Genomic DNA, 16,701 nt, shown 5'->3' with positions numbered 1-16,701 from the left:
TGCTAGATAAACGCCAAAGTCAATTCTTCTGGAGAAATACGATGGCCGAGAACGGCAACGGACAAGCGGAAGCGCCGCAGATCAAGATGAATATCCTGACGCAGTATATTCGGGATATGTCCTTTGAAAACATCTTGTCGCAAAAGGGCAGCTCGGGTGAGGTGCAGCCCGATGTCAGCGTTCAGGTCAACCTTGATGCCAAGAAGCGCAGCACCGAGAACCAGTACGAAGTCCTTATGAAGATGGTCGTAGATTCATCGGCAAAGGATACCGGCGACAAGATGTTCCTGCTGGAGCTGGAATATGCCGGCGTGTTCCACATCGAAGGCGTGCCGGAGGATCAGCTGCACCCCTTCCTTCTGATCGAGTGCCCGCGCATGATTTTCCCGTTCGCACGGCGCATCGTGTCGGACGTGACACGCGATGGCGGCTTCCCACCTCTCAACTTGGACAATATCGACTTCGTGCAACTATACCGCAACGAACTGGCGCGGCGTAAGGCGCAGCAGGGTGAACAAGCACCCGAGACGCCGGACGCTTAACCCTGCTTTTTCCAAAGTGCGCCGTCGCCCATGCTTTCGATCAATGCATCGTGGGCGGCGGCCTCTTCCTCGGTGATGCGCGGCGATAAGGGTGTTGGCCGCGCGGACGGGCGCCATTGCGACTGAACCTCTTGGGTTTGCCCGCTTGTGTCTGCGGTGGATAGGCCAAAGTCGGGCTGCCGGCCGCCAATCAGTTCCAAGTAAACCTCGGCCAGTATCTCGGAGTCGAGAAGGGCGCCGTGCAGCGTGCGCGACGAATTGTCTATGCCAAAACGGCGGCACAGCGCATCCAGCGTGGCAGGCGAGCCGGGGAACCGTTTTCGCGCGATGGCGAGCGTATCAATGGCCTGTTCCCATGGGATCGCCGGCATTTTGCAAAATTGCAATTCGGCGTTGATAAATTTCATATCAAACGCCGCATTATGAATGATGAGCTTGGCATCCTGGACAAAGTCCACAAACGCCGGGGCGATCAGGTGAAATAAAGGCTTGTCGCGCAGGAAATCATCCCCCAGGCCATGCACCTCGAACGCGGATTGCGGCATGGGGCGTTGCGGGTTGATGTATTCATGGAACGTCCGGCCCGTCGGCATGTGATTATGGAGCTCCACCGCCCCGATTTCGACGATGCGATCGCCGCTCTCGGGATCAAAGCCGGTGGTTTCGGTATCAAGCACGATTTCACGCATCTCGACCCCTCCGAATATCATTTACGATAGCACGGACCTGCGCGGCGGCATGATCCAAGGTATCTGTTTCTACAACATAATCCGCGCGCTTGCATTTTTCGTCGCTGGGCATTTGCTTGGCCTTTATGGAGTCGAATTGTGCCTCGTCCATCGTTCCGCGCTCCAGGACGCGCGCGCGCTGAACCTCTTCCGGGACCGTCACGCAAACGACTGCATCCATATTGGCGTCGCCTCCGGTTTCGAACAACAGCGGGATATCGAACACCAGAATATCATTGCTGGCGGACGCTACGAAATCCGCCCGGTCATGCGACAGAAGGGGGTGCACGATCTCTTCAATGCGGCGCAAGGCATCCGGGTTTTCGGCGATTATCTTGCGCAATTGATCACGAGATACCTCGCCATCGACTATTGCATCGGGGAACTCCGCCCCGACCGGCTCAACGGCACGGCCGCCCGCGCTGTATAAGCGATGAACTGCAGCATCGGCATCCCAAACATCGCATCCATTTTGCATAAATAGCTCAGCCGTCGTCGATTTCCCCATCCCGATTGAGCCGGTGAGGCCTAGCTTGAACGTCATCGCAGAATAGCTGCCCGTGCCGCGGCATCCACCTCGGGCCGGGTGCCGAACCACCGCTCAAAACCCGGAACCGCCTGATGAAGCAACATACCCAAGCCATCAACAGTGACGCAGCCCATTTCCTCGGCCGTTTGTAAAAACCGCGTTTGCAGTGGCGCGTAGACCAGATCGGTAACGGTTGCACCGCGCTGCAATCCATCAAGTGGGACGCGCAGGGCCGGCATGCCCATCATCCCGAGGGAAGTCGTGTTCACCACCGTGGTCGCGTCCTCCAGCATATTGCCGGCCTGAACCCACTCGACCACCTTGAGGCGCGTGCCAAAGTCCTTTTGCAGCACCTCGGCGCGTACGCGCGTTCGGTTCGCAATCAGAATTTCCGGCACGCCCGCATCCAACAGCGCGGCCACAACGGCGCGTGCGGCGCCTCCTGCACCCAAAACGGCGGCTGGTCCCGCTTTCGGATCCCAGTCCGGCGCGCCCTGTCTCAGGTTTTCGATGAACCCATAGCCATCGGTGTTATCGGCGTGGATCTTGCCGTCCGACCGGAATTTCAGCGTATTGGCCGCCCCGATCAGGGTTGCGCGATCGGTGGCCAGATCGGCGATCTCCATGATCGCTTCTTTGTGTGGCACGGTGATGTTCGCGCCCACGAACCCGGCACGCGGAAGGGCATGGATTACCGTGGCGAGGTCGTCGGCGCTGACATCCATGGGGATATAGTATCCCGGCAGACCATAGTGACGCAGCCAATGGCGATGCAGTTGTGGTGATTTTGAGTGCGCTATCGGCGATCCGATCACACCGGCCAACGGGATTTTCTCTTGTGTCATGCCTTCAAATCTCCACGCTGGGTCAAATACATCACTACCTCCAGCAAAGGCAGCCCCAGAACGGTAAAGTAGTCACCTTCGATCTTTGAAAACAAGCGTATACCCTCACCCTCGATTTGATAAGCACCGACCGATGACTGAACGGCTGGCCAGTTGCGGTCAAGATACTCGTCAAGAAAGCTGTCGGAAAAATCGCGCATGTGCAATCTGACCTGACCGACATGACGCCAGACGGGTGCAGCATCGTCATAGATCACAACGGCGGAAAGAAGGGTGTGCTGCCGTCCCCGTAAGGCAAGCAGTTGGTCCTTGGCCGTTTCCATGGTGTCGGGCTTGGACAGGATATCATCCCCAAGCTGCAACACCTGGTCGCATCCGATGACCAGCGCATGCGGCATCTTGGCGCTGATGCGCCGCGCCTTCGCTTCGGCCAGTGCGTCGGCGATATCGCGCGGCTTGGCCTGATCGGTCCTCATGGCCGCCTTTAACGCAACCTCGTCGACGCGAGGCTTTTGCACATCAAATGCCACGCCCGCATTCTCAAGGAGCTGCCGCCTGATCACGGAGCCGGAGGCAAGGATGATTGGCTGAGACATGGGTATAATCCGGTGGGTAAGTCTGCGGAGGGTTGGCTTGTTTTGCGGGAGTTCTGCCCGGGATTTGGCGTATCATCGGAAAAGCGATCAATCCACCTGAACCGTGCGCCGGTTTTCCACTTGTGTGTGGGAGAAATCGGATGTTGTTGATTACTTCAGGTCGAGCAACTTCATACAGGGATTATCCACAGGTTCAAGTATTACTTTCTCTATTATAACTATTTGTTTTTATTACTTTAAATTATTGATGTTCGGTGAATGTTTCAAATTCTGTCAACAGCGCAGAACTGCTGATTTCTTGCTGAGGACAACTTGCGAAAAACTGGATAATCCAAAGGTTGTTATACTCCCTACATAAACTACAACCTTTCTATATTCATATTTATTGATTAGGTGGGACCGTTACACGAGGAGACGCGATGACCGACTACTTGATCATGATATACCCATGGGTGAAGGCGTTTCACATCATGGCGGTCATCACTTGGATGGCAGGTATCTTCTATCTGCCCCGTCTGTACGTCTATCACGCCGAAAGGTCGCAACCGGGCGATGCTCGTGATGATGTGTTTCTGGTGATGGAACACAAGCTTTTGAAGCTGATTATGAACCCATCCTTGATAGCGGTATGGGTGCTTGGCCTAATGCTGGTTATGACGCCGGGGATCATCGACTGGTCTTCGATATGGCCATGGACAAAGGGTATCGCGGTAATCGTATTAACCTGGTTTCACATGTGGCTTGCCGTGCGGCGCAAGGATTTCGCCGCGGGGCGGAACACGCGCACCGGGCGCCAGTTTCGCATGATGAACGAGGTGCCGACTATCCTGATGGTGATCATTGTGTTGTCGGTTGTCCTCAAGTTCTAAGCGCAATTGACAGCGGACCGTGATTTGCGTACATGCTGTGCTGTCATCCGTCCGGATGCACGTTTTCACACCAAAATCGGCCAATCCGCGCGACTGCGACCCGGCCCAGGATATCCCCATGACGAGCGATGTGATCGAGCGGCTCAACCTGTCCGAGCTAAAACTGAAGAGCCCCAAAGACCTGTTGGCAATGGCCGAGGAACTCGAGATCGAGAACGCCTCGACCATGCGCAAGGGCGACATGATGTTCTCGATCCTCAAGGAGATGGCCGAGGATGAATGGGAAATCGGCGGCGATGGCGTTCTGGAAGTGCTGCAGGACGGTTTTGGTTTTCTCCGATCCCCCGAAGCGAACTATCTGCCGGGCCCGGATGATATCTATGTCTCGCCCGAGATGATCCGCCATCACGCTCTTCGCACTGGTGACACCATTGAAGGCGTTATGAAGGCGCCGCAGGAGAACGAGCGTTACTTTGCGCTGACGAAAGCGGAAAAGATCAATTTCCAGGAGCCGGACAAGGCCCGTCACAAGATCGCCTTTGAAAACCTGACGCCGCTTTATCCCGACGAGCGACTGAAGATGGAAATCGAAGACCCGACGATCAAGGATCGTACGGCGCGCGTGATCGACCTGGTTGCGCCGATCGGCAAGGGGCAGCGTTCGCTTATCGTGGCGCCGCCCAGGACAGGTAAGACGGTGATATTGCAGAATATTGCCCACTCGATCGAGCAAAACCATCCGGAATGCTACTTGATAGTTCTGCTGATTGATGAGCGCCCCGAAGAAGTGACGGATATGCAAAGGTCCGTGCAGGGCGAAGTGGTTTCATCGACCTTCGATGAGCCGGCAACGCGGCATGTTGCCGTATCGGAAATGGTTATCGAAAAGGCCAAACGCCTGGTCGAGCACAAACGCGATGTGGTCATTTTGCTGGATTCGATCACGCGACTTGGCCGGGCCTTTAACACGGTGGTGCCATCGTCGGGCAAGGTTCTGACCGGTGGTGTCGATGCGAACGCGTTGCAGCGTCCAAAACGGTTTTTCGGCGCGGCGCGGAACGTGGAAGAGGGTGGATCGCTCACCATCATCGCGACTGCACTGATCGATACCGGGAGCCGTATGGACGAAGTGATTTTCGAAGAGTTCAAGGGCACCGGCAACAGCGAACTGGTCCTTGATCGCAAGATCGCGGACAAGCGGGTATTCCCGGCTATCGATATCCTGAAATCCGGCACCCGGAAAGAGGATCTTCTGATCGAGAAGGCCGATCTTCAGAAAACCTTTGTCTTGCGCCGAATCCTCAACCCGATGGGTACGACGGACGCAATTGAGTTCTTGCTGTCCAAGCTGAAGCAAACCAAGACAAATTCGGAATTCTTCGATTCCATGAACACCTAGGTATCCGCTTCTGCGGTATGGAGCCGACGATGGATACGATTTTTGCGCTTGCCACGGTACAAGGCAAGTCAGGTGTTGCGGTGATCCGGCTGTCAGGCCCGTCGGCACATGGCGCGGCCACGCGCCTTTGCGGGACCTTACCGCCGTTTCGTATGGCCAGTTTGCGCGCGTTGAAAGACAACGACGGCGCGGTTCTTGACCGTGCGCTGGTGATTTCTTTCGGTGATAAGGCAAGCTTTACCGGCGAAGATGTCGTGGAGTTTCATGTGCACGGCAGCCGTGCCGTTATCGGATCTGTCTTGCGCGCGCTTTCCAAGATCGAGGGCTTGCGTCAAGCCGAGCCGGGGGAATTTACTCGCCGTGCGCTTGAGAACGGGCGCCTTGATCTTTCCGAGGTCGAAGGGCTGGCCGATCTGATCGATGCGGAAACCGAGGCGCAGCGAAGACAGGCGTTGCGCGTCTTTTCAGGCGACCTGACAGCTCAGACCGAAGCATGGCGGCGCGACCTTATTCGTGCGGCGGCGTTGCTGGAAGCGACGATCGATTTCGCGGATGAGGATGTGCCGGTTGACGTCAGCCCCGAGGTCAGGGACTTGCTTGCTGAGGTGACGCGCGGGTTAAGCACTCAGATCAAAGGCGTTGCGGCAGCAGAGCGCATTCGGGATGGTTTCGAGGTTGCGATTGTTGGCGCAACGAACGTTGGCAAATCGACTCTCTTGAATCGCTTGGCGGGGCGCGATGCTGCGATTACATCGGAAATTGCCGGCACGACCCGCGATGTGATCGAGGTGCGGATGGATATCGGCGGGCTTCCGGTTACGTTTCTTGATACTGCTGGGCTGCGCGACACCACCGATAAAGTTGAAGGCATCGGCATTCAGCGAGCCATTGACCGCGCTCGCGGGGCTGACTTGCGTGTTTTTCTGCAGGAGGAAGATGAAGTGTTGGACCTTTCTCCTGTTGAAGGGGATATTGTTCTTCGGCCCAAGGCGGACCAACGCAAAGTCAAGACTGGCGCGGTGTCCGGTGTAACCGGCGAGGGTATTGACGAGCTGATAGAAGCAATCAACGTTCATCTTTCTGAGTGCGTCGCGGGCGCGGGTATTGCGACGCGAGAGCGGCATCGCCATGTGATGGTGCGCGCAATGGAGTGTATCGAATCTGCCGAGAACCTGATTTCATCGGGACCGGAAAGTACGGATTTGGCGGCCGAGGAGCTACGATCGGCAATTCGGTCGCTCGAAGCGCTGATTGGGCGTGTGGATATTGAGAGTGTTCTTGATGAGATATTCTCGAGTTTCTGCCTCGGGAAGTAAGGAGTGTTTCACGTGAAACAAACCGATTTCGATGTCATCGTTGTTGGCGGCGGTCATGCGGGGACCGAAGCGGCACACGCGGCTGCGCGTGTGGGTGCACAGACCGCGCTTGTGACCTTGGATGAGGCCGGGATCGGTGTCATGTCCTGCAACCCGGCGATTGGCGGGCTGGGGAAAGGCCACCTGGTCCGCGAGATCGACGCCATGGATGGCCTCATGGGGCGCGTGGCCGATGCGGCGGGCATACAGTTTCGTCTGCTCAACAGGCGCAAGGGGCCCGCGGTTCAAGGCCCGCGCGCGCAATGTGACCGCGAAATATACCGTACAACAATGCTGTCGGAGATGAAGGCGACTGACGGCCTGAGGATCCTGTGCGGGGAGGTTATCGATTTCCTTTTTGATGGCCCGGACGTGGCGGGGGTTGTTCTTGGCGACGGCTCGGAAATCTCGGCGCGTGCGGTTGTCCTTACCACCGGAACCTTCTTGCGCGGTGTTATCCATATTGGCGACACACGTCATGAGGGCGGGCGAATGGGCGAGCGTCCTTCGGTCAAGCTCGCCCAGAGGATTGATCAGTTCGGGGTTCAACTCGGGCGACTAAAAACAGGAACTCCGCCGCGCATCGATTCGAGAAGCATAGATTGGGATCGTCTTGATAGTCAGCCAGGAGACGATGATCCGACGCTGTTTTCCTTTATGTCCAAAGGCGTTCAGGCGCGTCAGGTGTCGTGTGGGATCACGCAGACCAACAAGAAGACCCACGAAATTATCCGGGACAACCTGGAGCGGTCGGCAATGTATGGTGGGCATATAGACGGTGTGGGACCGCGTTACTGCCCCTCGATCGAGGACAAGATTGTCCGGTTTGCCGACAAGGACTCTCACCAGATATTCTTGGAACCGGAGGGATTGGAAAGCGACCTGGTCTATCCGAACGGCATTTCCACCTCACTCCCGCAGGAGGTTCAAGAGGCTTACGTCCAATCGATTGCCGGGCTTGAGAACGCGATAATCCGTCAACCGGGTTATGCGATTGAATACGATTACGTTGACCCGCGCGCTTTGGATCTTTCGCTTGGGGTGAAGTCGGTTGTCGGACTGTACCTGGCCGGGCAGATCAACGGAACAACCGGATATGAGGAGGCTGGCGCACAAGGGTTGGTCGCCGGCCTGAACGCGGCTTGTTACTCGCTTGGCCGTACGCCCGTAAACTTCAGCCGGTCGGATAGCTACATTGGCGTGATGGTTGACGATCTGGTGACGCGAGGCGTTAGCGAGCCATACCGGATGTTTACATCCCGCGCGGAGTTTCGGTTGTCCCTCAGGGCCGACAACGCGGATCAAAGGCTGACCGCGCGCGGGATCGAGATTGGATGCGTCGGGGTGGAGCGGCAAAAATTGTTTACGGACAAGATCAGCAGGCTCGAGACGGCCCGAGCACTCCTTGATGACCGAAGCCTTACGCCGAAGGCGCTGTCTGATGCTGGCTTCAAGGTCAATCAAGACGGCACCCGCCGTACCGCATTTCAGCTTTTGGCGTTTCCGGATGTGGACTTCGGCAGTCTTCTGACGCTTTGGCCCGATCTGCATGTGGTGGATGCCGAATCACGCACGCAACTCGAGAAAGATGCGCTATACGCGAACTACATCGCGCGGCAGGCGCGTGACGTTGAGGCGCTTAAGCGGGACGAGCAACATAAGATACCTGTCGACTTTGATTTTTCCCGGTTGCAGGGTATTTCAAACGAGATTCGAGCGAAGCTTGAGCTGGCGCGCCCCGCCAATCTTGGCCAAGCTGCCCGCATAGACGGGATGACGCCGGCGGCTCTTGCTCTTTTGCTTGTGCACCTCAAGCAAGAAAACTGCGAGAGGTCCGCATGAGCGGCGACCCCTCAAAAGGGCTGAGTGTTTCACGTGAAACAATGGACCGGCTAAGGGTTCTCGCCGACCTTCTTGAAAAATGGAACCCGCGGATAAACCTGGTTTCAAAAACCACGCTTGGCGATTTGTGGGAACGCCACATCCACGATTCTGCACAGCTGTTGCGGCTGTGCGATAGCCCTGCGAACCTCTGGTTGGATATCGGAAGCGGCGGCGGGTTCCCCGGCCTTGTCATTGCCGCGATGTCCAATGAAATAAACGCACCCAGGTCCGTCACCCTTGTTGAGAGCGATGTCAGAAAAGCGGAGTTCCTAAGAACAGTGGTGCGGCAGGCCGGCCTGAACGCAAGGGTTGTTGCCAAGAGGATCGAAGACGTGCCTCCGCAAGGGGCGGATGTCATTTCCGCGCGCGCTCTGGCGCCTCTGAGTAAGCTGTTTGAGCTGATAGAGCGGCACATGGCACCTAATGCGATCTGCCTTTTCCCCAAGGGGGCGCGATGGCGCGCAGAGGTGGAGGCGGCACAGGCTGCATGGGCATTTGACTATGAGGCAATAAAGAGCGAAACAGATGAGGACGCCGTTATTCTAAAGATTGGAGGGCTCATTCGTGTCTGATCCGACCCGCCCGCGGGGGCCACGCCTGATTGCGATTGCGAACCAGAAAGGCGGCGTTGGCAAGACGACAACGACGATCAACCTGGGGGCGGCCCTCACGGCGCTCGGGAATAGGGTGCTGATCGTGGATCTTGATCCTCAGGGGAACTCTTCGACGGGGCTGGGTGTCGAGGCGTCGGCGCGCGAGTACACGACATATGACTTGCTTGTTGACGATGTTGCGCTGAGTGAGGTCATCAAGCCAACGAAGACGGAGAACCTCTATATTGTTCCCGCGACCGTCGATTTGTCCTCGGCCGACATTGAATTGGTGGCGAACGAAAAGCGAAGCTATCTGCTGCATGACTCCCTGCGTCAGCATGCGATGGATGCGTACGAGTTTGACTATGTGCTTATCGATTGCCCCCCGTCGCTAAGCCTTTTGACGGTCAATGCTATGGTGGCGGCCCATTCCGTTCTGATACCGCTTCAATCAGAGTTCTTTGCGCTAGAGGGGTTATCGCAGCTATTGATGACAATCCGGGAGGTGCGGCAAACGGCCAATCCGGATTTACGCATCGAAGGGGTGCTTCTGACGATGTATGACGCCCGCAATAACCTTTCCCAACAAGTGGAGGCGGATGCACGGGACAACCTTGGCGACTTGGTTTGTCAGACGGTGATTCCGCGAAATGTGCGCGTATCCGAGGCGCCGTCTTATGCGCAGCCTGTTCTGGATTATGATCCGGCATCCAAGGGCGCCCATGCATATATCGCACTGGCCAAAGAGCTGCTTGAAAAACATGCCGGCATTCCGGCCTGATACAGGAATTCGAGATGTCTGAGAAAAAGCACAAGAACCGAGGGTTGGGTCGCGGCTTGTCGGCGCTTATGGCTGATGTAAGCCAGGCTGAAGAGGCTGCAACCCCAGCCGCCTCCGGTGGACAGGCCGATCGTATTGTGCCGATCGAAAAGGTGCACCCAAACCCCGATCAGCCGCGCCGCAACTTCACCACCAGTGATCTTGAAGAGCTGGCTGCGTCCATTCGGCAAAAGGGGGTCATTCAGCCCCTGATCGTCCGCGCTCGGGCCGGAGAAGACGGATCGTTCGAAATCGTCGCCGGCGAGCGCCGTTGGCGTGCCGCACAGATGGCGAAGCTGCACGAATTGCCTATCCTTGTGCGCGATTTTGACGATACCGAGGTGCTCGAGATCGCGATTATCGAGAATATCCAGCGTGCTGACCTCAACCCGATCGAAGAGGCGGCCGGGTATCGTCAGCTGATGGAGAAGTTTGGCCATACCCAGGAAAAGTTATCGGATGTCCTGGGCAAAAGCCGAAGCTATATCGCAAATCTTGTGCGCCTTCTGGGGTTGCCGGACGAGGTGCAAGCCTATTTGCGCGACAACAAGTTATCAGCGGGGCATGCGCGCGCCCTGATTACCGCGGATGACCCTGTGGCGCTGGCGAAAAAGGTAGTCAGTTCCGGACTGTCGGTTCGGGAGACGGAGAACCTTGTTCGCAAGGCCGCCAGTGATGCCAAGACGCCGCAGGGCGGACAAAAGGCGGCAGGGAAGGGGCAAAAGCCCAGTAAGGACGCGGACACCAAGGCGCTTGAGGGCGATCTTTCTGCCGCTCTGGGGATGCGAGTCAGCATTCAACATGACGAGAACAAGGAATCCGGTCGCGTAACCATTGGCTACTCGACGCTGGATGAACTTGATGAGTTGTGCCGAATGTTGTCGGCTACGCGCTAGGCCGCGACCATATGAAGGCGAGCACGCATAGCAAAATCAGTCCCTGTATAAGCAGTATCAGCGGTTTTAGTGCGAATAGGACGGACAAAACGAACACCAGGCCGATGGAGAGGGTCGCATATCGTTTGGCGCGTGGGTTGATGGCGCCTCTCTCGCTCCATTCGAGGATGGGTGGCCCGAAAACCCGGTGATTCAACAGCCAATCGTGCAATCTCTCGGAAGAGCGCGCGAAAAAGAACGCCGCCAATAGCATGAAGGGCACGGTAGGCAATAGCGGCAGGAACATGCCCGCCGCCCCGAACGCGACGCATGCCAACCCCATACCTGCCCACAGAAATCGCATATCCTATCCCGACAGAAGCTCACGAGTGATCGAGTTCAAAACCGCACGCCCCTCGGGTGTGACCCTGAGGTTTCCGGGGATTAACTCGACCATACCGATATCGGAGAGATGTTGCAGTTTTTCTGTCGGCAGGGCCCGATCGGCAAGCGCCGCGTACCTTTCCGTATCAATGCCTTCAGATAGCCGCAGCCCCATCATCAGGAATTCGTCTGCTTGATGCTCGCGCGAGATCGGCTCTCGGTGCAGCTCGGTGCTGCCATCTGTTGCGGCTGTAAGCCAGCGCCCAGGGGCGCTATGCGCAACGGTCGCGAACCTACCGCCGCCAATCGAGAGGCGCCCATGCGCGCCAGGTCCAATGCCGACGAAATCGCCATAACGCCAGTAAACCCGGTTATGCTGCGACTCGCATCCGGGCCGGGCGTGATTGGAAACCTCGTAGGTGTCGTACCCAGCGGATTGGCATATTTCCTGCGTGGCATGGTACATATCGGCAGCTAAATCGTCTGTCGGCAGGCCGCGAAGTTTGCCGCGATCGTACCTGTCACCAAAGGCGGTGCCGCTTTCGATGGTCAGTTGATAGAGAGACAGGTGATCGACGGCCATGGAAAGGGCCTGTTCCAGCTCCTGTTGCCAAGCATCAAGGTTTTGATCCTGCCGGGCATAAATCAGGTCAAAGCTCACGCGGTCGAACTGTTCGCGCGCGATAGCAAAGGCCGCGATTGCCTCTTCGACGCTGTGAAGGCGACCCAAACGTTGCAAATCGGCGTTGTTTAGTGCCTGAATCCCCATGGAAACTCGGGTTACTCCCGCCGCCGCATAACCACGAAAACGCGACGCCTCGACTGAGCTGGGGTTTGCCTCCAGGGTCACTTCGAGATCGTTCGCTGCGGGCCAGTGATACCTGATACGATCAAGGATCGCGTGAACGACGTCCGGGTCCATGAGGCTTGGCGTGCCGCCGCCGAAGAACACAGATGTCAGCACCCGATCCGGCGTCTGCGCCGCGTAGCGATCAATCTCGGCTAGATACGCCGCTTTCCAGCGTTCCTGGTCTATTTCACGTGAAACATGGCTGTTGAAGTCGCAATAGGGGCACTTGGCCTGGCAGAAGGGCCAATGAACATAGATGGCGAAACCGCCATTTTTCCAATCGTCAACCAAGGCATGCCTGCGTGAATTTCGTGAACGCATCTGCGCGATGGCTGATGCGGTTCTTTTCCCAGCGATCCATTTCTCCGAACGTTATACTATAACCATCAGCTTGGAATATCGGGTCATATCCATGCCCCTGATCGCCACGCATTGGCCAAACGATCCGACCATCGATATAGCCCGGGAACACCTCATCATGACCGTCGGGCCATGCGAGCACAAGGGTACAGCGAAACCGGGCCGTCCAAGGTTGCGGCGCGCCGCTTTTGCTTAGTTCATTATGAACCCGCGTCATCGCGAGGACAAAATCGCGCCCAGTGTCTGTTTCGGCCCAATCCGCGGTATAGACCCCCGGCGCGCCATTCAGGGCATCTATCTCAAGCCCGCTATCATCGGCAAGGGCGGGCAGGCCGGTTGCTTTCGCGGCGGCATGTGCCTTGATGCGGGCATTGCCTACAAAGGTGGTTTCGGTTTCGTCTGGCTCTGCGAGGCCCCGGTCCTTTGCGCCGATCACCGCGATGCCATAGGGCCCCAACAATGCGGCGATTTCTTCCAGTTTGCCGGCGTTGTGCGTGGCAACCAGCAGGGTTTCGCCCTGTTCAAGACGTCGCATCGACCGCTGCCATTTGCGCCTGGGTCAATTCCGCGACGCCCTTTTCCGCCAGATCGAGCAGTTCGTTCATCTGCGCGCGCGTATAGGTGGATCCCTCGGCTGACATCTGGACCTCGATCAGTTTGCCGCTGGCCAGCATGATGAAGTTCCCGTCTACGCCTGCCTCGCTATCCTCAAGATAGTCCAGGTCAAGCACCGGCTGTCCCGCATAAATGCCGCAAGAAACGGCTGAAACAGGCTCGATGAGCGGATCGCTCGTCAGGTCCCCGGCCTTCATGAGGCGGCCGACCGCGAGGCGGAGCGCCACCCAACCGCCAGTGATCGCAGCGCAGCGCGTACCGCCATCCGCCTGGATCACATCGCAATCCACGGTTATCTGCCGCTCACCCATTGCTACCCGATCCACGCCGGCCCGCAGCGATCGGCCGATCAGGCGCTGGATTTCGACGGTGCGCCCACCTTGTTTGCCCGCGGTTGCCTCGCGGCGCATGCGCGACCCGGTCGAGCGGGGCAGCATACCATATTCCGCCGTGACCCATCCCAAGCCGCTGCCTTTGAGGAACGGCGGCACGCGCGGCTCTACCGAGGCGGTGCATAGAACATGCGTATCGCCCACGCGGATCATGCAGGACCCTTCTGCGTGTTTCGTTACATCGGTTTCGATTGAAACCGGGCGCATATCACTTAAGTTTCTTCCCGAAGGTCGCATGTAAGTCCCCTGTAAATTCAGGGCGGGGATACAGCCAGTCAGGCACAGGGCGCAACCCCGATTGACCTTTTGGTGTGAAGGCCTTTAATGGCGCCCCGAACAGGATACAGGCATGGGTGACAGTTCCAATATCATAAACGAGATGGACGATCGGTCGCGCGAAGTTTTCCGGCGCGTCGTGGAGGGATACCTTGCAAGCGGCGATCCTGTTGGAAGTCGCACGCTCAGTCGCGTGATGAACGAAAAGGTGAGCGCCGCCACCATCCGCAACGCGATGCAGGACCTGGAGCATCTCGGCCTGCTCGGAAGCCCCCATATCAGCGCCGGGCGCGTCCCCACACAGGCCGGCCTGCGCATGTTTGTCGATGGGTTGCTGGAGGTGGGCGATCTGGATGTCGGGGACCGGCAAAAGATCGACGATACCCTTGGCAGCAACTCCCAGGACGTCAGCGGCATGCTGGATCGGTTAAGCACGGCACTGTCGGGCGTGACCCGGGGTGCCTCTTTGGTGTTGGCGCCCAAGCACGAAGCGCCGATCAAGCATGTCGAGTTTGTCAGCCTGGGCTCGGACAGGGCCTTGGTCGTGCTCGTCTTCGCAGACGGGCACGTTGAAAACCGCTTGTTCACGCCGCCGGCGGGTCAGACGCCCTCGGCGATGCGTGAGGCGGCGAATTTCGTGAATGCCCTGGCTGAGGGCAAGACGCTCAGCGATTTGCAGGGCCTGATGCGCCGCGAAATCAAGGCTCGCCGCCAGGAAATCGACACGCTGGCGCAGGACCTGGTCAAAAGCGGCCTTGCGGTCTGGGATGACGAGGGCGAGCACACGGAGCGCCTGATCGTGCGCGGCCGTGCGAATCTTCTTAGCGGAGACGGCACCGAAGAGGACCTTGAGCGCATACGAAGCCTGTTTGACGATCTCGAGCGCAAGCGCGACATCGCCGAATTTCTTGAATTGGCCGAACAGGGCGACGGTGTGCGCATTTTTATCGGATCGGAGAATAAACTTTTCTCACTTTCGGGTTCCTCTTTGGTGGTCTCTCCATATATGAACGCCGATCGAAAGATTGTTGGCGCAGTCGGCGTCATTGGCCCGACGCGCCTGAACTATGGACGAATTGTGCCGATCGTGGACTACACGGCGCAACTGGTTGGAAAACTGATCTCCGACCGGAGCTAGAGGTGGAATATGGCAGAACCGAAGAACGACGATTTTCTTGACGATATCGATACTGCAGAGTCCGAGGAATACGCAGGCCAGATGGCCGAGCCGGACGAAGAAGAAATCGAGATCGACAGCTTGCGCGCTGAGCGGGACGATTACCGCGACCGCTTCATGCGGGCGCTGGCCGACGCCGAGAATGCACGCAAGCGGTCCGAAAAGGATAGGCGAGAAGCCGAGCAATACGGCGGCTCAAAGCTGGCGCGCGACATGCTGCCGGTTTACGATAACCTCAAACGGGCGCTCGACGCGGCAACCGACGAGCAGCGCGAAGCATTCGGCCCGCTCCTCGAAGGGGTCGAATTGACCATGCGGGAGCTGCTCAACGTGTTCAAGAAGCATGGAATCGAGCTTATCTCGCCGCAGGTCGGTGACGCCTTCGATCCGCAACTGCACCAGGCCATGTTTGAAGCGCCGGTCCCCGACACCATCGCGGGAGACATCATTCAGGTATCCGCCGAAGGGTTCCTTCTGCACGATCGCCTGCTCAGGCCGGCACAGGTTGGGGTCTCGTCCACACCCAAGGAATGATCACCCCATCTCCTTGAGCAACGCGTTGTGACGCGCAGTGAACTCTGCGCGCACATCGCGGGGCGCGCGTAGCCGAATAGTCAGATCACCAACGGTATCCATGGACGGCTTGCCAAAGAACTTGGTCGCTTCGCTCTTGGAAAACCCTGCTATTTCAGTGGCTTCCATCCATGCGCTTAGCCGATCCGCTTTCTTGATGTTGCGCTTGACGGTGTCCGGCAGCGATGCAGGAAGGCCGAACCTGATCCGAATTGCACTGGCAAGGCGCGCATCCAGCTCTTCGTATCCGGGCCCCACGGCGGCCTTGACCGGGCTGATCATGTCGCCGATCACGTATTCCGGCGCGTCATGCAGTAGCGCGGCAAGCCGCCATTTGGCCGGGCTGCGCGGCGCGATGCGGGAAAAAAGTGTCTCCACCAGTAGCGAATGCTCGGCGACGGAATAGGGGAAGTCGCCCTTGGTCTGCCCGTTCCAGCGCGCGACAAATGCCAGGCCATGCGCGATATCTTCGATTTCGACATCCATCGGCGTCGGATCGAGCAGATCCAGCCTGCGCCCTGAGAGCATTCTTTGCCAGGCTCTTCTACTCTTCATCGCGCCTTCTCCTTGCTGCGCTCCGGCAGCGGTCTCGTTCCGTGTTGTCGTTCAAATGCGCCAATGCTATTTGCTCGGTCAAACAAGTTTTTTCCAAGGAGCGCGGCCAATGACCACGGATTACATAATCAAGGATCTTTCACTATCGGCTTATGGTCGCAAGGAGTTGGCGATTGCTGAGACGGAGATGCCTGGTTTGATGGCGCTTCGGGAGGAGTTTGCAGGCGCGCAACCGCTGAAGGGCGCGCGGATTGCGGGTAGCCTGCACATGACGATCCAGACGGCCGTTCTGATCGAGACGCTTGTTGCGCTCGGGGCGGATGTTCGCTGGGCGTCGTGCAACATCTTCTCGACGCAGGACCACGCTGCGGCGGCGATCGCCGAGGGCGGCACGCCCGTGTTCGCGGTGAAGGGCGAGACGCTTGAGGAATACTGGGATTACTGCGACCGGATTTTCCAGTTTTCCGAGGGCACGGCGAACATG

At 57.8% G+C, this 16,701-nt stretch carries 20 protein-coding genes; 11 read left to right on the top strand and 9 right to left on the bottom strand.

Annotation, left to right across the window (positions count from 1 at the left end):
* Positions 1-41 precede the first annotated feature (41 nt).
* Complete coding sequence (secB, locus tag G568_RS0110585) at positions 42-542, top strand: protein-export chaperone SecB (protein ID WP_026758011.1); 501 nt, start codon at positions 42-44, stop codon at positions 540-542.
* Here the strand turns inward: secB and dnaQ are convergent.
* From dnaQ to G568_RS0110565, 4 genes are read right to left on the bottom strand one after another with little or no spacing between them, the layout of a single operon-like run.
* Positions 539-1,231 (bottom strand): DNA polymerase III subunit epsilon, encoded by a 693-nt coding sequence (dnaQ, locus tag G568_RS0110580; protein ID WP_026758010.1) that lies wholly within the window; start codon positions 1,229-1,231, stop codon positions 539-541. The two genes, secB and dnaQ, sit on opposite strands and share 4 nt — an antisense overlap.
* On the bottom strand, positions 1,224-1,814 hold the full coding sequence (gene coaE / locus G568_RS0110575) for a dephospho-CoA kinase (RefSeq protein WP_026758009.1): 591 nt from the start codon (positions 1,812-1,814) through the stop codon (positions 1,224-1,226). The genes dnaQ and coaE overlap by 8 nt, the downstream gene beginning before the upstream one ends.
* Entirely contained in the window at positions 1,811-2,644 is an 834-nt protein-coding gene (locus tag G568_RS0110570) for a shikimate dehydrogenase (RefSeq protein ID WP_026758008.1), read from the bottom strand. The genes coaE and G568_RS0110570 overlap by 4 nt, the downstream gene beginning before the upstream one ends.
* Entirely contained in the window at positions 2,641-3,240 is a 600-nt protein-coding gene (locus G568_RS0110565) for a Maf family protein (protein ID WP_026758007.1), read from the bottom strand. The genes G568_RS0110570 and G568_RS0110565 overlap by 4 nt, the downstream gene beginning before the upstream one ends.
* Positions 3,241-3,659: 419 nt before the next feature.
* Between G568_RS0110565 and hemJ the strand changes: the two genes are divergently transcribed.
* The 7 genes from hemJ (at position 3,660) to G568_RS0110530 (ending at position 11,056) form a co-directional block, all read left to right on the top strand.
* On the top strand, positions 3,660-4,109 hold the full coding sequence (gene hemJ / locus G568_RS0110560) for a protoporphyrinogen oxidase HemJ (protein WP_026758006.1): 450 nt from the start codon (positions 3,660-3,662) through the stop codon (positions 4,107-4,109).
* 118 nt (positions 4,110-4,227) lie between these two features.
* Complete coding sequence (rho, locus tag G568_RS0110555) at positions 4,228-5,508, top strand: transcription termination factor Rho (RefSeq protein WP_026758005.1); 1,281 nt, start codon at positions 4,228-4,230, stop codon at positions 5,506-5,508.
* A gap of 29 nt (positions 5,509-5,537) precedes the next feature.
* Complete coding sequence (gene mnmE, locus G568_RS0110550) at positions 5,538-6,824, top strand: tRNA uridine-5-carboxymethylaminomethyl(34) synthesis GTPase MnmE (protein ID WP_026758004.1); 1,287 nt, start codon at positions 5,538-5,540, stop codon at positions 6,822-6,824.
* A 12-nt stretch (positions 6,825-6,836) separates the two neighbouring features.
* Positions 6,837-8,705, top strand: a complete 1,869-nt coding sequence (mnmG, locus tag G568_RS0110545) for a tRNA uridine-5-carboxymethylaminomethyl(34) synthesis enzyme MnmG (protein ID WP_026758003.1) — start codon at positions 6,837-6,839, stop codon at positions 8,703-8,705.
* Positions 8,702-9,319, top strand: a complete 618-nt coding sequence (gene rsmG, locus G568_RS0110540) for a 16S rRNA (guanine(527)-N(7))-methyltransferase RsmG (RefSeq protein ID WP_026758002.1) — start codon at positions 8,702-8,704, stop codon at positions 9,317-9,319. Before mnmG ends, rsmG begins: the two co-directional genes overlap by 4 nt.
* Positions 9,312-10,121: a ParA family protein gene (locus tag G568_RS0110535; protein ID WP_026758001.1), complete on the top strand. Its 810-nt coding sequence runs from the start codon at positions 9,312-9,314 to the stop codon at positions 10,119-10,121. Before rsmG ends, G568_RS0110535 begins: the two co-directional genes overlap by 8 nt.
* A gap of 14 nt (positions 10,122-10,135) precedes the next feature.
* A complete protein-coding gene (locus G568_RS0110530) occupies positions 10,136-11,056 on the top strand; it encodes a ParB/RepB/Spo0J family partition protein (RefSeq protein ID WP_026758000.1) in 921 nt (306 codons plus the stop codon).
* On the opposite strand, the gene G568_RS0110525 is transcribed toward G568_RS0110530, so the two are convergent.
* Genes G568_RS0110525 through rph form a run of 4 tightly spaced genes read right to left on the bottom strand, consistent with a single transcriptional unit; the run spans position 11,046 to position 13,873 of the window.
* Entirely contained in the window at positions 11,046-11,399 is a 354-nt protein-coding gene (locus G568_RS0110525; RefSeq protein WP_026757999.1) for a YbaN family protein, read from the bottom strand. The two genes, G568_RS0110530 and G568_RS0110525, sit on opposite strands and share 11 nt — an antisense overlap.
* A gap of 3 nt (positions 11,400-11,402) precedes the next feature.
* Positions 11,403-12,560: a radical SAM family heme chaperone HemW gene (hemW, locus tag G568_RS0110520; protein WP_026757998.1), complete on the bottom strand. Its 1,158-nt coding sequence runs from the start codon at positions 12,558-12,560 to the stop codon at positions 11,403-11,405.
* The gene (gene rdgB, locus G568_RS0110515) at positions 12,553-13,164 is read right to left on the bottom strand and encodes an RdgB/HAM1 family non-canonical purine NTP pyrophosphatase (protein ID WP_026757997.1); all 612 of its coding nucleotides are present in this window, start codon (positions 13,162-13,164) and stop codon (positions 12,553-12,555) included. Before rdgB ends, hemW begins: the two co-directional genes overlap by 8 nt.
* Positions 13,151-13,873 (bottom strand): ribonuclease PH, encoded by a 723-nt coding sequence (gene rph, locus G568_RS0110510; protein WP_026757996.1) that lies wholly within the window; start codon positions 13,871-13,873, stop codon positions 13,151-13,153. The genes rdgB and rph overlap by 14 nt, the downstream gene beginning before the upstream one ends.
* Before the next feature lie 112 nt (positions 13,874-13,985).
* Between rph and hrcA the strand changes: the two genes are divergently transcribed.
* Entirely contained in the window at positions 13,986-15,050 is a 1,065-nt protein-coding gene (gene hrcA, locus G568_RS0110505) for a heat-inducible transcriptional repressor HrcA (RefSeq protein WP_026757995.1), read from the top strand.
* Positions 15,051-15,059: 9 nt separating this feature from the next.
* Positions 15,060-15,623 (top strand): nucleotide exchange factor GrpE, encoded by a 564-nt coding sequence (locus G568_RS0110500; RefSeq protein WP_026757994.1) that lies wholly within the window; start codon positions 15,060-15,062, stop codon positions 15,621-15,623.
* Here the strand turns inward: G568_RS0110500 and G568_RS0110495 are convergent, their stop codons facing one another.
* Positions 15,624-16,217 (bottom strand): HD domain-containing protein, encoded by a 594-nt coding sequence (locus G568_RS0110495; RefSeq protein WP_037374017.1) that lies wholly within the window; start codon positions 16,215-16,217, stop codon positions 15,624-15,626.
* A gap of 109 nt (positions 16,218-16,326) precedes the next feature.
* On the opposite strand from G568_RS0110495, the gene G568_RS18660 reads away from it, so the two are divergent.
* Positions 16,327-16,701, top strand: a 375-nt coding sequence (locus tag G568_RS18660) for an adenosylhomocysteinase (protein WP_037374016.1), incomplete at its 3' end; no start/stop codon positions are given.

The organism is Sediminimonas qiaohouensis DSM 21189, from assembly GCF_000423645.1.
GTDB classification, from domain to species: Bacteria; Pseudomonadota; Alphaproteobacteria; order Rhodobacterales; family Rhodobacteraceae; genus Sediminimonas; species Sediminimonas qiaohouensis.
Note: the sequence above shows the minus strand (reverse complement) of the source record. Positions and strands in the feature narration are given on the sequence as shown.